Source organism: Ruegeria sp. BK1 (genome assembly GCF_056535645.1).
This window is the reverse complement of the sequence record NZ_JBQFIS010000001.1, coordinates 842,726-857,421: the sequence shown is the minus strand read 5'-3', so window position 1 is coordinate 857,421 and position 14,696 is coordinate 842,726. Positions and strand designations below refer to the sequence as shown.

Here is a 14,696-nt window from a genome sequence, read left to right as displayed (position 1 = left end):
ATCCCGGCGCACCTAAACGCTCAGATCATCGGCACATGGGATGAAACCGACATATCCCCCTTGCTTCAAAAGCCGCGTTTGGGCCCCCATGCGCCAGCGCAACTTACGCCCGGCCGCCAGCAATTCACGTCGCAACCGGAACCATGTCGGCCCCTTGTCCAACCCGCTATTGGTTTTCTGATCCTGCGAGCGTTCGCTGACCTTCACCTCGTCAACAATTTCCGCCTGCTGCTTAGACCAGATCATCTGCACACCGACAGCAGGAAAGCACTGATACATCCGCCAATCCGCGCGCGGGAGCGAGACAAAATCGTCCAGATGGTCGGAATAGGCCGTAGACCATGCCAGCAACTTGCGACAGGCCGCTTGCGACACCACATAGGCCGCCGCGCTTGGTGCCATTTCCAGCATGGGGCGAACTTTCACCTGCCCCAAATCCCGTTCTGTCCCAAATCGCAAGGGCCTGGGCGAATAGTCCAGCTTGACGAAATCATACGCGGTCGAACGGTTCAGAACGTCCACAATGACTCGGCCCGCATCTGCGGACATCTCGACATCGTCCTCGAATATCGCCACGGCGGTCAGGTTTTGGTCGACGGCGGCCTGCCAGACGGCCCGGTGGCTTTCGAAACAGGCGATCTCGCTTTGTTTCAAGCCCCAGCGACTGCCTGAACCGGGAAGATAGCCGTTCTGGTGCAACGCTCCGGGTTGCTGCCCGTCAACCGCACTGAACCGGGTGGCACCTGATAGTCCAGCGTGATCGAACTGCGATTCCATAAAATCCCGACGGGCGGGGACGCGGTCCAGATTGATATAGAACACACCTGTTTCGGGTGGCAGTTCGTGCTGTCCCACGGCAATTCCTTTCAGACCTTTCGCTCAGATAGACACCCTTGGCGGGCGACATTCAACCCATCCACCCCTCAAAGAAACCTATCCTGCTAAAGACAAGGCTTCTAAGCTACAACGGACAAACAAGAAACGGGAATCGCGCTATGTCGTCTCATGGGTATGCAAGTGGCCGTCTGAACCTGCCATTCGTCGGTATTTCGACCTTTGGCAAATCGCCATATGTCGAGGATTGGGACCAGATCGACGCGGATGTGGCGATCATGGGCGCACCCTTCGATTTCGGCACACAATGGAGATCCGGCGCTCGGTTCGGGCCACGTGCGGTGCGTGAGGCGTCGACACTGTTCAGCTTTGGCCATGCCGGGGCGTATGATCACGAGGATGACGCAACCTATCTGGATAGCTCGGTCCGCATGGTCGATATCGGGGACGCCGATATCATCCACACCAAGACCGACGAAAGCCACGCCAATATCCAGTTCGGGGTCGAGAAAATCCTGAACGCCGGTGCCCTGCCCGTCACCATCGGCGGAGATCACTCAATCAACATCCCCTGCATAAACGCCTTTGCCGAGGATTGCGCCGAGAATGGTCCGATCCATGTGGTGCAAATCGACGCCCATCTTGATTTCGTTGACGAACGCCACGGCGTCACCGCTGGTCACGGCAACCCGATGCGGCGCGCGATTGAGAAAAACTATGTCTCGGGCATGACCCAGCTGGGCATCCGCAATGTGTCATCGACCGCGAAGGAAGGGTATGAGGACGCCCGCGCGCGGGGGTCGGATATCCTGTCGGTGCGACAGGTCCGCAAACTGGGAACCGAGGGCGTCCTGGCCCGCATCCCCGAAGGCGCGCGGTATTATGTGACGATTGATATTGACGCTTTTTGCCCATCGATTGCGTCAGGCACCGGCACGCCCAGCCACGGGGGGTTTCTGTACTATGACGTGCTGGAGATCCTGCAGGGGTTGGCGCAGCGCGGAGATGTGGTCGGCATTGACCTGGTCGAGGTCGCGCCGAACTATGATCCCACCGAAAGCACGCAAATTCTAGCCGCGCAGGTGCTGCTGAATTTCATCGGCTTCATTTTCCACGAAAGTGGAAAGAGGGGCTAAGCGCCCCTCTCGCCTATCCGGTCAGACAATCGTGTTATGCTCAGGCCCATAGGGGAACCCGGTGATATTCTCGGCCCCATCATCGCCGACAACCAGAATGTCATGCTCGCGATAGCCACCCGCACCGGGCTGGCCTTCGGGAATCCACAGCATCGGCTCAATTGACACGACCATGCCGGGTTCCAACACCGTATCGATATCTTCACGCAGTTCCAGCCCTGCTTCGCGGCCATAGTAATGGCTGAGGACTCCGAACGAATGGCCATACCCAAACGAGCGATATTGCAGCAGCCCCTCATCTGCGAAGAACCGATTGATCTCGGCTGTGATGCCCGAGCAAGTCGCGCCGGGTTTAATCAGGCTTAGGCCAAGCTCATGCGCGGCGACATTGGCCTTCCAGATGCGCAGGCTGTCGGCGTCGGGTTCGCCCAGAAACAGGGTACGTTCCAGCGCGGTGTAATAGCCCGAGATCATCGGGAAGGTGTTCAGCGACAGGATATCACCCTTTTGCAGCGCCCGCTTGGTTACGGGGTTATGCGCACCGTCCGTATTCAGGCCCGACTGGAACCAGACCCAGGTGTCCCGGTATTCGGCATCCGGGTATGCGCGGGCAATCTCAACCTCCATCGCGTCGCGCCCAGCCATAGCGATCTCGATCTCGGTCGCCCCTTCACGGATCGCGGCGTGGATCGCAGCACCGCCCACATCCGCCGTGCGCGCACCGCCCTTGATCAACTCAATCTCTTCTGCGGATTTCACCATGCGGGCGGCCATCGTATCCGTGGCCACATCCACCAGCTCGGGCTGCCCCAGCATCGCCAGCGCCGTATCACGCGCGGCCAGCGTCATGTGGTCGCCTTCGATCCCGATCCGCTTGGCGCCGCCGATCAGGCTGGCCACCGCGCGCCAGTAATTGTCGCGTTTCCAGTCAGTGTAGATCACGTTTTCCTCGACCGAGCGTCGCCACGGCTGGCCTGCGTCGATATTCGCCGACACCGTCGTACATGCGTCCTGCGTCACCACGCAGCCATAAGGACGGCCAAAGGCGCAATACAGAAAGCCCGAGTAATAGGCGATATTGTGCATCGAAGTCAGCAACACCGCCGGAATATCCCGTGCCGCCATCATGGCGCGCAGGCCCGACAGGCGGCGGTCATATTCGGCCTTGCTGAACGGCAACGGGGCCTTGTCGCCATTGTGGCTGGTGAAGAACTCGGGGCGGTTTGTCAGGTCTGTCATCATGCTCTCTCCTGCAATGCCGGACGAAAGGTGCCCGGCCACAAGTCCCGGCGTTCAGGACAAGCGGTCTCGGGAACCGAGAGCCATGCGCCCGTAGAGATGTCACGACGCCATCGTGACCGGGCTGCATATCGCAATGGCTAAATCACGCCGCGGCGCGCGTCAAGCGGGGGAAAGACCCCGCAGACGCTCGGACCGGCGGCGCAGCAATTCAACCGTGGTCAACAGCGCAATTGAGATCACGACAAGAATCGTCGCCACCGCCAGAATGGTCGGGCTGATCTGTTCGCGCAGACCGGTGAACATCTGCCACGGCAGCGTTTTCTGGCTGGCCGAGCCGACAAACAACACCACAACCACCTCGTCAAACGACGTGATAAACGCGAACAAGCCACCCGAGATCACGCCTGGCAGGATCAACGGCATCTGGATCTTGAAGAAGGTCCGCACCGGCCCTGCCCCCATATTCGCAGAGGCCCGCGTTAGCGACTGGTCGAAACCCACCAGCGTTGCGGTCACGGTGATGATCACGAACGGAATACCCAGAACCGCATGCGCAAGGATCACTTTTACATAGCCCACAAAGTTCTTGTCCATGCCCAGCGTGCCCTCAAGGAACCGTCCGATATCGCTGTAGAAAAAGAACATGCCAGTGGCCGAAATGATCAGCGGCACGATCATGGGCGAGATCAGGATACCCATGATGGCCCGTTTCCCCGGAACGTGACTCTGGCTCAGGCCGATGGCCGCCAGAGTCCCCAGCGAGACCGAGATGATCGTAGCAATCGGTGCAATGATCAGCGAATTCTTGAAGCTACGCTGCCATTCATTGTTGGTGAAGAAGTCGCGGTAGTGTTTCAGCGAATAGCCTTCGGGGTCCAACCGCAGCATCTCGGGCGTGAAGGTAAAGAAATCCTGCGCGTTGAACGACAGCGGCAGAACCACAAGGATCGGAGTGATTAGGAATACGAAGATCGCGCCGCAGATCACTCGGAACGCATAGTGCCAGAAAACCTGCTGGCCTGTCATATAGGGCAGCAGCTTTTGGCGGTAGCGCCCCTCGTAAAGCCAGAAGATGAAGAAGGCAAAGAACCAACCAGCCAGCAAACCAACGATCAGGCCGGTCACGCCAGCAAACAGCAAACCAAGCGCGCCCAGTCCGAGGATTGTGATCCAGCGGGCCATACGTTCATTGTCCAGAACGTTGATATAGACCCAGGCCAGCCCCGCCATAAGAACCGCGCCGATCACAATGCCCAGCAAGACACTGCCCTGCCCGGCCCCGACGAACATGCCCAGGAAACCTCCGGCAATGGCCACTGCGGGCAGGACAACCGACATGGGTTTGCGGGATATAGGTGTAAGTGCTGCCATCTTCTTTATCCCAGCTTCACGTTGTCGATGCCCACGATCTTGTCATAGCACCAGTAGAGTAACAGAACGACCGCCAGCAGGATCGTCCCGAGCGCAGCAGCCAATCCCCAGTTCAGCGAGGATGAGATGTGGTACGCAATCCGGTTCGAGATGAAGACACCCTTGGTCCCGCCAACGATCTCCGGCGTGATGTAGTAGCCGATGGCAAGGATGAACACGAGGATCGACCCCGCTCCGATGCCGGGAATGGATTGCGGGAAATAGATACGCCAGAAGGTCGTCCAGTTCGTCGCGCCCATAGATTTCGCGGCGCGGGTGTAGGATGGCGGAATGGTCTGCATGACCGAATACATCGGAAGGATCATGAACGGCAGCAGGATATGCGTCATCGCAATGATTGTGCCGAACTGGTTATTGATGATCACCAACCGTGCATCATCGGCCACTAACCCAAGCCAAACTAAAGTTTCGTTGATAACACCTTGCTGCTGCAACATAACCTTCCAAGCCGAAGTTCGCACCAGCAGTGACGTCCAGAATGGTAGTAGCACTAGGATCATAAGCAGGTTCGACACGCGCATCGGCAGCGTCGCCAGCAAATACGACACAGGGTAGGCCAGCAGGATACAGGATGCCGTGATTATCAGCGACATCATCAAAGTGCGCCCAAACAGCTTGATCAGAATTTGTTTGTCTTCTGGCTGCGCCTGCGCGCCTTCGGGCGTGCGGCGCATGTCGATGGCGTTCAGGAAATATCCGTTGGTGATCGGAACAGCGTGGGTCTTGATGGTACGCCAGGTTTCGATATCCCCCCAACCGTCGTGAATGTCGATCAGCTTGTCTTTGAACGGGCCATCGGTTTCCGGGTCCAGTTTTTTGATCTGACGACCCGAGCGACGGAACATCGAGGACATACCCGTCTGCTCATAGTTCAGGCGCGAACCAAGCCGGGTGTGTGTCTTCTCGTCAATGGCAACGACCATATCTTTGGTGAACGCGGCGTATAGTGCTTCATCCGGTAGTTCGCCGCTTTCCGCATCCCAGTTTTTCAACTCGACCACGGTCAATGGCAGGGTCTCGGCCACAATGCCGTTTTCAACTGATCGGAACAGCATCGAAACGATCGGGATCACGAAAGAGAGCAGAACGAACAATAGCAGCGGTGCAATCAGGGCCAGCGCCCGCAACTTGCGGCGGCGCAATGATCGCGCCAGAGATTTCTTCAGCGGCGTACCATCTGCAGCCAGCATCGGACCGGATTGAGTTGCGTCAGTCATCTGCGTCCCTTGGTCTTTTTTGGTGGGTCGGGGCCAATTGCGGCCCCGACCGATGACTTAAAACAGGCTTATTGAGCCAACCATGCCTGGAATTTCGCGTCGATGTCGTCGCGGTAGTCTGCCCAGAACTCGTAGTTATACAGGAACGTGTTCTTGGCGTTTTCCGGGTCAGTCGGCATATGCGGCGCCATGTCGATACCCAGGTCGGCGTGCTGACCAACCAGCGGAGCCGACGAGGCACGGGCCGGACCATACGAGATGTACTTGGCCTGATCCGCCAGACGCTGCGTGTCGGTTGCAAACATGATGTAGTCCAGCGCACGCTGCGTGCGTTCTTCACTCAGACCTGCCGGAATGATCCAGCCGTCCAGATCGAACACCTGCGCGTCCCAAAGCATGGCGACGGGCTGTTTCTGCTCTTCGATCACGCTGAACAGACGACCGTTATAGGTCGAACCCATGATGACCTCACCATCGGCCAGAAGCTGCGGTGTGTCAGCACCGGCAGACCACCAGACGACGCTGTCTTTGATCGTGTCCAGCTTGGCCAGTGCCTGATCTTGGCCTTCAGCCGTCGCCAGAACATCATAGACATCGTCTTTGGCAACGCCGTCACAGATCAATGCCCATTCCATGTTGTTGATCGGACGCTTTTCCAACGAACGCTTGCCTGGATAAGCTTCCAGATCGAACACGGCGCATACATCGGTCGGCGGTGTGTCGCCCACCAGATCGGTGCGATAGCCAAATGTGGTCGAATACACGATCTGCGGGATAAAGCAGTCACTGACCAGCAGATCACCGAAGTCATCCGCCGCCGAAGTCCCGTCTGGCGCCGCGGCCAGATGCACGTCGGGGTCGATCTCCATCGCCAGACCTTCGTCGCACAGACGGATCGCGTCCGCAGCCACAACGTCGACCACATCCCAGGTAATGTTGCCCGCTTCATTCATGGCGCGCAGCTTGGCAACTGCTTCGGCGGAGCTGTCATCGTTCAGGATGGTGACGCCCGTTTTTTCCGAATAGGGCTCGTGATACGCCTTGAGCTGCGATTTGGAATAGGCGCCGCCCCAGGACACGATGGTCATCTCTTCGGCCATCGCGCCACCAGCAACGGCAGCAATCGCACTTGCCATCAGAGTGGTTTTAACTTTCATGATTAACTCCCTGTTATTCCCGTTGATTTTGCATTTCAGAACCGGATCACGGGGCAATCCGGCTGTTCTTTTCCCCGATGGTGCGGGGTCTTCATGCCTTAGGCGTCCAACGCCCGGCAGTCATGAGCCAGCCAGCCAATCTCGACTTCCTGGCCGGGTGACAGGCGAACCGCATCCGGTGCGTTCCGGGTTTTGATGATAAAGTCATCATTCCCCGCAACTGACAGGCGGAATCGGAACACGTCACCCATATAGATGAATTCCTTCACAGTGGCCTTCAACGTATGCGCATCCGCGTGCAAACGGTCCTTATTGAATTCCACCCGCTCGGGTCGGATCGAGACCTTGGTCCGCTCGCCCGCAGCGCTGACATTCACTGGCTTGGCGTCAATCTCTGATCCGTCATCCAGCGTCACGACACAAGAGTCGCCGTCTATCGATTTAACAACGCCCTCCAATGTGTTGTTTTCACCAATGAATTGCGCCACAAAACTGTTTTCGGGTTCTTCATACAGAAGATCAGGTGGGGCAAGCTGCTGAATGCGCCCGTCATCAAACACGGCGACACGATCTGACATCGTCAACGCTTCGGTCTGGTCGTGGGTCACGTAAACCGTGGTAATACCCAGCTCATGCGCCAGACGCGTGATTTCGAATTGCATATGCTCGCGCAGCTGCTTGTCCAGCGCGCCCAGCGGTTCATCCATCAAAACCAACTCGGGCTCGAACACCAGCGCGCGCGCCAAGGCGATCCGCTGCTGCTGACCACCGGACAATTGCGCAGGGCGGCGGCTGCCAAAGGCCCCCATCTGCACCATATCCAGCGCCCGTTTGACTTTCTCTTCGCGCTCAGACTTGCCGATCTTGCGAACTTCCAGCGGGAAGGACAAGTTCTCGGCCACAGTCATGTGCGGAAACAGTGCGTAGTTCTGGAACACCATCCCAATGCCCCGCTTATGCGGCGGGATATTGTTGATAGGACGCCCGTCCAACATGATTTCGCCATGTGTGGCCGTCTCGAACCCGGCGAGCATCATCAGACACGTGGTCTTGCCCGAGCCCGATGGGCCAAGCATCGTCAGAAACTCACCTTTTGGAAGTGAAAGGTTCAGATCCTTTACGACAAGGATCTCGCCGTCATAAGATTTCTGGACACGTTGAAACTCGACGAACGCTGCGTCATTTGACATTACCAACTTGGCTCCCCTGTCTGTCCTTGCTTGCCCGGTTTATCCGGATCTCAAAGACCTTTCGCGAACCATTTAAGGACAAGCAGGACAGGTCGCGCAACCAAAATATGTCAGCAGTATGTCAATGACGCCGCCAGCCGCCTGAAATTCAGGCTGAATTCAGGTGCCGCATATGCCACGCAAGGCTTTGATTGCTGGACAGAACAGGTTTTCCCAGCCGATTTTCGATCTCAGGTATCGCATCGAAAGTTCTTAGATTCGTACAGCTTAGGAACACAGCCTCAACTGCCGAATCAGCTCCCAACCGCACGGCGGCCTCGACCACGGACTCGCGTGAGATTCGGACGACCTTGCTTTCCTCGGCTTCTCCGAACGAGCCGAAAACACCCATCTCAATCCCGTTTTCAGCAAAGGCTTTGCGTAACGGTTCGTTCACTTCTTCGATATACGGGGACAACAGCGCAAACTTGGACACACCCCTGTCCGCAGCGCAAGCAGACGCCGCGCGCAGCGGATTCGTAACCCTCGCTGCAGCACAGGTTTTCTGCACCATTCTCTCAACGGCAGCCGAGCCAATCACGGAACTAGCCGAGGTGCACCCATAGCCAACCACTTTGTAGGGCCTCGCCTTCGGCAACAGATCCGCCGCTGCGGGCAATGCGGCCTCCATTTGCGACAGGGTTTCGGTTGTCACCTCGTGACCGCTGGGAATTCTGGACACGTAAATTGGCGCGCGACGGTCCGAGAAATAAGTGTTGAACTCGGGTTCGATCGTTTCATCCGTTTGCAGGACGATCAGACCCATCGGTGTGACCTGTGGATCGTCTGGTTCCAGTTCGTAAGGTAAGTAACTCATATCACAGGCAACTCCGACCCAACGCGTGGGCTGAGGAAGCGCGGCGCACCGTCATTGATGACGATGTTTTCCTCATGCACTAGGATTTTGCCGCCAACCGCAATGCCCGGTTCAAGCGTCAGCACCATGCCGGGTTCAAGCACCGTGTGATCGGACGGGATCAATGACGGCCATTCGGTCAGCGACATCCCCAGCCCGTGCCCCAGCCTTCCGGCCCCGGTATCGGCGTTGTGGCGGGACAGAACGTCATTCATAGCATGAAACAGGTCAGACGCAGTGGCCCCCGGGCGCGCGATTTGAAATGCGGTGTCCGAGGCTTCGATCAGCGCCGCATAGGCCCTGCGCACCGCGTCCGTGGGCGCGCCGACCGCCCAGTTGCGGTCGTAGTCGCAGAAATACCCATCCCACACCAAACCGGTATCCAGCATGAGAACATCGCCATCACTCATCTCGCTTTCCGGAGCGGGTGAAATGACGTCGATATAGCCACCCTGCTCGGCCCCGCCCGCAAGGTAAGGTACCCAGTCCGCGCCTTCCTCAAGGCACAGCATCTGAAACTGGCGAAAGACCTGATCAATCGAGACCCCGCGCCCGGCAATCTTGGGCACACGCTGAAATGCGCGCCCGGCTATGGCACAGGCGGTTTCGATCTTGGATATCTCGGCTTCGGATTTAATCATGCGCAGGGTTCGCAGAATCCCAGCATCGCCCGAGACTTTCCGCGACCCCAATTGCGTCTGAAGCCGCAGCAAGTCCGCCATAGGCATCCGGACATGAGTTTCATGTCCATCCGGCACGCCGATTGTCGCGTCAGCCGGAGTGACCTCACTCAAAGTCTCGGCCAACAGGCTGACCCCGTCATCCGACAGGTCCGGCGCGCTCCAGCTACGGATATCTTCGACCCAGGTTTGGCCCATCAAAGCAGCCCCGATCGAGGGGATGACCGCGATAGGTTTCCCGCTGGCCGGGACGATCAGAAACCAAGGCCGCGTGGGGCTTTCCCAGAACCGGGTCAAGTAGCCGGTGAAATACCGAACCTCGGGCTCAGTGGTCAGCAGCAAGGCAGACAGGCCCGCTTCGGCCATCCTGTCTTGCGCGCGCGTTAGCCGCGCTTGAAACTCGGCGGTGTCAAACCCCCTCATTCCGCGACCTCGGACAGGAAACAGAGGACCCGTGCGTCGGGACCGATACCCAGTTCGGCGCGAACGTCCGGGTTCATGACGGCGGCCACGCCTGCCCCGCCAGATGCCGTTGTGGCCACACCGGCCTCCGACATCGCGGGCAGGTGTTGCGCGACCTCATCATCCGTCAAAGTCAGGAACACATCGGCGTCCCGCGCCAATCCGTTCAAAGCAATCAGCGAAGGCTCTTTGCAATCCAATCGCCCCATGATGCTGTCCGGGCCGTCGGCAAAGACGCAGGCTCCGGCCTCGATACTCGCTTGCAGGGCGGGCGCGGCGTCGGGTTCGACGACGATAATCCGGGGCGCATCGCCCCAGACATTCCGGGCATAGGCGGCGACCGCCCCCGCCAAACCGCCAACACCGGCCTGCAGCATGATATGCGTCGGCACCTCGGGGCATTGACGCACGGCCTCGGCCGCCATTTGAAGATAGCCCTCCATCAGAGTGTGGGGCAGTTCAAAATACCCCTCCCACGAGCTGTCGGACAGCAATGTCCAGCCGTTATCCTGCGCGGCCTGACTAGCAGCTTGCATGCTGGCGGCATAGTCCACGCCGTGTCGCACGACCGTTGCGTTTTGCGCCCTCAGGCGGTCAGCAAAGCCTTCGGGCACGGTCTCGGCGATATAGACGACCGCATCCGCGCCGAATATCCGCGCCCCGGCGGCGACGCTCATCCCGTGGTTTCCGGCGCTGGCGGTGACATAGGTCCGCCCGCTAAGCGTTGTTTCGGCAGGCAAATCCGACACATCCGCAGCATGTCGTGCAATCACATAGGCCGCGCCAAGGGCCTTGAACGACCCAAGATTCATGCGTCCGCGCTCGTCCTTGACCCACAGATTCGCCACATCGGCCAGCCCCTTGGCATCGACCAAAGCGGTTTCCCCCGCCGCCGGACATTGCGCCAGAAGATCCGCTACACGAGCAGCATTTATGGAAGGGTACGGAGCAGAGCCGGCGAGTTTCTGCCCGCCGCGATGGGGATTGAGGGTGATCTTCACTGGGGTGTCTTTCCTGAGTTGCCCATTGACGTGACTGCATTCGTCCCGTTCTGTCAACGGAAACTCCATCGCGATAGGAGCGCCTCATGCCCCATGCCAATCCGGCCTTCACCCGCGCCGAATACGATCGCAGGCTTGCCAAGACGCGTGCGGCCATGGCTGACGCCGGATTGGACGCGCTGTTCGTACAGGACCCGTCGAACATGACGTGGCTGACCGGGTATGAGGGCTGGTCCTTTTACGTGCATCAGGGCGTCGTCGTCCTACACGATACTGATCCAATCTGGTGGGGCCGCAATCAGGACGCCAACGGCGCGCGGCGCACGGTCTGGATGAGCGATGACTGCATTCACGGCTATGCAGATAACTATGTTCAATCGACCGAGCGGCACCCGATGCAAGACCTTTCCCGCCTGATCTTGGAATGCGGCCTTGAACGCGCCCGCATCGGGGTTGAGTTGGACAATTACTATTACTCGGCCAAGGCGCATCTGACATTGGCCGCCGAATTGCCTCAGGCCACGTTGGTCGATGGCAACGCTTTGGTGAACTGGCAGCGTGCCGTGAAATCCGGTGAAGAGATCGCCTTGATGCGCAAATCTGCGCGGATTTCGGAACATGTGATTGATGGGGTGATAGAACGGATCGAACCCGGCTTGCGCAAGAACGAACTGGTGGCGCAGATTTACCATGACGCGATCTCGGGCGTGGGTGAGGATTGGGGAGACTATGCCGCCATCGTGCCCCTGCTGCCTTCGGGGCCTGATGCCGCCGCCCCGCATCTGACATGGGACGGCGCGCCATTCAAAACCGGGGAATGCACCTTCTTCGAACTCTCGGGCTGCTATCGCCGCTATCACGCACCTTTCTGCCGGTCAGTCTTTCTGGGCCAGCCCCCAGACCACCTTCAACGGGCCGAAGCCGCGCTGGTGGAGGGACTTGAGGCAGGTTTGAATGCCGCCCGTGCGGGCAATAAGGCCCGCGACGTCGCCCTTGCGCTGGCCGCTCCGCTGGAACGCGCCGGAATCGAGCGCGGTGCGCGCTGCGGCTATCCGGTGGGCATCAGCTATCCGCCCGATTGGGGGGAACGCACCATATCGTTGCGCGCGGAAGACGAAACCGTGCTGGAACCCGGCATGACGTTCCACTTTATGCCCGGCCTTTGGATGGACGACTGGGGGCTTGAGATCACCGAGACCATCCTGATCACCGAAACCGGACCCGCCGAATGTCTCTGCAACCGTCCAAGAAAGCTGTTCGTGAAACCATGACCCTTCAAAGAACCAAAGACATTCTAGCCGATCTGATCGCGTTTGAGACGGTCTCGGCCGACAGCAATCTTGAGATAATCCGCTATCTGACCGACCGGCTTGAAGCCCTGGGAGCACGCTGTATCGAAACGCGCGATGCGACGGGCAAGAAGGCCAACGTCTTTGCAACACTCGGGCCTGACATACCCGGAGGTATCCTGCTGTCCGGCCATACAGATGTCGTGCCCGTGGCCGATCAGGACTGGACCTCAGACCCGTTCGAGATGATTGAACGAGATGGGCGACTGTATGGGCGGGGTACCTGCGATATGAAGGGGTTCATCGCGGCATCGCTCGCCTTTGCCGAAGCTTTGGACGTCGAAAAACTGACCCAACCGCTGCATTTCGCCTTTACCTACGACGAGGAAACCGGCTGTCTGGGCGCGCAGAATCTGGTCAATGACCTGTCCCAACGCGGCATCGTGCCCGACATTGCCATCATCGGCGAACCGACCGAAATGCGGGTGATCGAAGGCCATAAGGGTTGCTTTGAATACACCACGCGTTTTACCGGGCTGGAAGGTCACAGCTCGTCCCCGGATGACGGTGTAAACGCCGCCGAATACGCCGCGCGTTATGTGGGCAAGTTGCTTGAACTGCGCCATATTTTGAAATCGCGCGCACCGGCGGGCAGCGCGTTTGAACCCCCATGGACCACGATCAATGTCGGGTTCTTCAATAGCGGCGTCGCGCATAATGTGATCGCCAGCAAGGCCGAGATCGGCTGGGAAATGCGCCCGGTTCAGGCCAGCGACGCCGATCTCGTTAACCAGACGCTCAGCGACTACATTAACCACACGCTACTACCCGAAATGCAGGCCGTTCACCCCGAAGCCAGCATCACGCAGGACGTCGTCGCCGAAGTTCAGGGGTTGGAGCCGATGGAGGACAACGTTGCCCGCAAATTGGTGGCCGAACTGACCGGCGCCAACGGCACAGGCACTGTAGCCTTCGCCACCGAGGCCGGTCTGTTCCAGCAGCTTGGCGTTCACGCCATCGTCTGTGGGCCGGGCTCAATCACCCAAGCGCACAAGGCCGACGAATATGTCGAGATCGAACAGCTGGACCTGTGTTGCCGGATGCTGGACCGTCTGGGCCGCCGCCTGACCGCCTAGCCCGTGCCGTGCGTCCGATCATAGGCGGACCGCGCGGGCTGAACATGGGCCGCGCGGACATCCTCGCCGGGATCATAGACCTCCATCACCAGCGGATAGCAGGCGGCCACGTCTGACGAATGCTCGGATGAACAATCGCCGCCGGGACAGGCCGATAGACCCACGATCAGGTCAATCTCGGCGTAGAATTCCAGATAGTCGCCGGGGCGCACCGGGCTGGCCTTCATGAAATACTGCCCTGTGTCGCGGGTAAAGCCGGTACACATGAAGACATTCAGCACATCATGCACATGCATCTCGGCCTCGTGCAGCGGCAGGTCGCAATGATCGGCCAAGGCGCGGGTCAGGTTCGAATGGCAGCAATAGTGATAGTCGTCCCCTGACAGCAACCGTCCCGTATAAGGATCACAGCGCGTCCCGATCACGTCATGGACCGATCCTCCGTAGGCATCGAACCCATACCAGTCCAGCGTGTCTCCGACGATGGTCGCCATCGGGCGCATGTTAGGAAAGCTAGACCACATACGGTCGCCGGTGGACAAATGCGTACCGTGCAAAGCGCGGGTTTTACCCGAATAAAACCGCTCGGTCAGGTCATGTTTGTTCCACATGTTCAGATCGCCCACCTGTGGGCCATCCACCGAAAGCACGCGCAGAAAGGCCCCTGCGGGCACCTCGACACAAACTGCATCGCGCGGGGCCGCCGTCGCCTCGGCCGTTTTCTTCGCCCCCTGTCGAAGAGCCTTCAGCCCGGCGATGTCGGGTTGCGGCAAACTATCCGGCGGGTAGCAGATGACCGGAGGCAGGCTCTGACGGACGACCGCATCTACCGGTGCTGTGAAATTCGGTGCCTTCAGTTTCATGCCTGCTCTCCCTGTGTTTCCACAGGTTTAGCGCATCATCAACAGCTGCGCTATCTGCACTTATGTTATGATTGCTGTCGAAGTAGGACGGAGAGTTTGGCGAGGCCGCAAACAACCTTAGGCAACCTGAGTGTTACCCCCCACCATCGGTTCATCATTCAGA

13 protein-coding genes are annotated in these 14,696 nt (G+C 58.8%); 3 read left to right on the top strand and 10 right to left on the bottom strand.

The window, feature by feature from the left end; translation table 11 throughout:
- Positions 1–12 precede the first annotated feature (12 nt).
- Entirely contained in the window at positions 13–855 is an 843-nt protein-coding gene (locus ACR3E7_RS04190) for a glycosyltransferase family 25 protein (protein WP_480502918.1), read from the bottom strand.
- A 140-nt stretch (positions 856–995) separates the two neighbouring features.
- On the opposite strand from ACR3E7_RS04190, the gene speB reads away from it, so the two are divergent.
- Positions 996–1,970 carry an agmatinase gene (gene speB, locus ACR3E7_RS04185; RefSeq protein ID WP_480502919.1) on the top strand — a complete coding sequence of 325 codons (975 nt, stop codon included), beginning with the start codon at positions 996–998 and terminating at the stop codon, positions 1,968–1,970.
- 21 nt (positions 1,971–1,991) lie between these two features.
- Here the strand turns inward: speB and ACR3E7_RS04180 are convergent, their stop codons facing one another.
- The 8 genes from ACR3E7_RS04180 to ACR3E7_RS04145 all read right to left on the bottom strand — a co-directional run bounded on the left by ACR3E7_RS04180 (position 1,992) and on the right by ACR3E7_RS04145 (position 11,245).
- A complete protein-coding gene (locus ACR3E7_RS04180; protein ID WP_480502920.1) occupies positions 1,992–3,209 on the bottom strand; it encodes an aminopeptidase P family protein in 1,218 nt (405 codons plus the stop codon).
- A 162-nt stretch (positions 3,210–3,371) separates the two neighbouring features.
- Positions 3,372–4,583: an ABC transporter permease gene (locus tag ACR3E7_RS04175; protein ID WP_170788591.1), complete on the bottom strand. Its 1,212-nt coding sequence runs from the start codon at positions 4,581–4,583 to the stop codon at positions 3,372–3,374.
- 5 nt (positions 4,584–4,588) lie between these two features.
- Positions 4,589–5,860 (bottom strand): ABC transporter permease, encoded by a 1,272-nt coding sequence (locus ACR3E7_RS04170; RefSeq protein WP_170769568.1) that lies wholly within the window; start codon positions 5,858–5,860, stop codon positions 4,589–4,591.
- Positions 5,861–5,928: 68 nt separating this feature from the next.
- Positions 5,929–7,017 carry an extracellular solute-binding protein gene (locus ACR3E7_RS04165; protein ID WP_170769567.1) on the bottom strand — a complete coding sequence of 363 codons (1,089 nt, stop codon included), beginning with the start codon at positions 7,015–7,017 and terminating at the stop codon, positions 5,929–5,931.
- 98 nt (positions 7,018–7,115) lie between these two features.
- Positions 7,116–8,207 (bottom strand): ABC transporter ATP-binding protein, encoded by a 1,092-nt coding sequence (locus ACR3E7_RS04160; RefSeq protein WP_170784616.1) that lies wholly within the window; start codon positions 8,205–8,207, stop codon positions 7,116–7,118.
- Positions 8,208–8,355: 148 nt separating this feature from the next.
- Positions 8,356–9,063: a maleate cis-trans isomerase family protein gene (locus ACR3E7_RS04155; RefSeq protein WP_480502921.1), complete on the bottom strand. Its 708-nt coding sequence runs from the start codon at positions 9,061–9,063 to the stop codon at positions 8,356–8,358.
- Positions 9,060–10,205, bottom strand: coding sequence for a M24 family metallopeptidase (locus tag ACR3E7_RS04150; RefSeq protein WP_480502922.1), 1,146 nt, complete (start codon positions 10,203–10,205; stop codon positions 9,060–9,062). The genes ACR3E7_RS04155 and ACR3E7_RS04150 overlap by 4 nt, the downstream gene beginning before the upstream one ends.
- Positions 10,202–11,245: a pyridoxal-phosphate dependent enzyme gene (locus ACR3E7_RS04145; RefSeq protein ID WP_480502923.1), complete on the bottom strand. Its 1,044-nt coding sequence runs from the start codon at positions 11,243–11,245 to the stop codon at positions 10,202–10,204. Before ACR3E7_RS04145 ends, ACR3E7_RS04150 begins: the two co-directional genes overlap by 4 nt.
- Positions 11,246–11,331: 86 nt before the next feature.
- On the opposite strand from ACR3E7_RS04145, the gene ACR3E7_RS04140 reads away from it, so the two are divergent.
- Entirely contained in the window at positions 11,332–12,516 is a 1,185-nt protein-coding gene (locus ACR3E7_RS04140; protein ID WP_480502924.1) for a M24 family metallopeptidase, read from the top strand.
- Positions 12,474–13,670, top strand: a complete 1,197-nt coding sequence (gene argE / locus ACR3E7_RS04135; RefSeq protein ID WP_480502926.1) for an acetylornithine deacetylase — start codon at positions 12,474–12,476, stop codon at positions 13,668–13,670. The genes ACR3E7_RS04140 and argE overlap by 43 nt, the downstream gene beginning before the upstream one ends.
- Here the strand turns inward: argE and ACR3E7_RS04130 are convergent.
- Positions 13,667–14,533: an urea carboxylase-associated family protein gene (locus ACR3E7_RS04130; RefSeq protein WP_170788586.1), complete on the bottom strand. Its 867-nt coding sequence runs from the start codon at positions 14,531–14,533 to the stop codon at positions 13,667–13,669. The two genes, argE and ACR3E7_RS04130, sit on opposite strands and share 4 nt — an antisense overlap.
- Between the last annotated feature and the right edge of the window lie 163 nt (positions 14,534–14,696).

Excerpts from the sequence above, each read along its gene's own strand:
- ACR3E7_RS04140 (WP_480502924.1), top strand. The coding sequence starts at position 11,332 with ATGCCCCATGCCAATCCGGCCTTCACCCGCGCCGAATACGATCGCAGG.
- ACR3E7_RS04155 (WP_480502921.1), bottom strand. The coding sequence starts at position 9,063 with ATGAGTTACTTACCTTACGAACTGGAACCAGACGATCCACAGGTCACA.
- ACR3E7_RS04180 (WP_480502920.1), bottom strand. The coding sequence starts at position 3,209 with ATGACAGACCTGACAAACCGCCCCGAGTTCTTCACCAGCCACAATGGC.
- ACR3E7_RS04160 (WP_170784616.1), bottom strand. The coding sequence starts at position 8,207 with ATGTCAAATGACGCAGCGTTCGTCGAGTTTCAACGTGTCCAGAAATCT.
- ACR3E7_RS04165 (WP_170769567.1), bottom strand. The coding sequence starts at position 7,017 with ATGAAAGTTAAAACCACTCTGATGGCAAGTGCGATTGCTGCCGTTGCT.
- ACR3E7_RS04175 (WP_170788591.1), bottom strand. The coding sequence starts at position 4,583 with ATGGCAGCACTTACACCTATATCCCGCAAACCCATGTCGGTTGTCCTG.
- ACR3E7_RS04170 (WP_170769568.1), bottom strand. The coding sequence starts at position 5,860 with ATGACTGACGCAACTCAATCCGGTCCGATGCTGGCTGCAGATGGTACG.
- ACR3E7_RS04130 (WP_170788586.1), bottom strand. The coding sequence starts at position 14,533 with ATGAAACTGAAGGCACCGAATTTCACAGCACCGGTAGATGCGGTCGTC.
- ACR3E7_RS04150 (WP_480502922.1), bottom strand. The coding sequence starts at position 10,205 with ATGAGGGGGTTTGACACCGCCGAGTTTCAAGCGCGGCTAACGCGCGCG.
- speB (WP_480502919.1), top strand. The coding sequence starts at position 996 with ATGTCGTCTCATGGGTATGCAAGTGGCCGTCTGAACCTGCCATTCGTC.
- argE (WP_480502926.1), top strand. The coding sequence starts at position 12,474 with ATGTCTCTGCAACCGTCCAAGAAAGCTGTTCGTGAAACCATGACCCTT.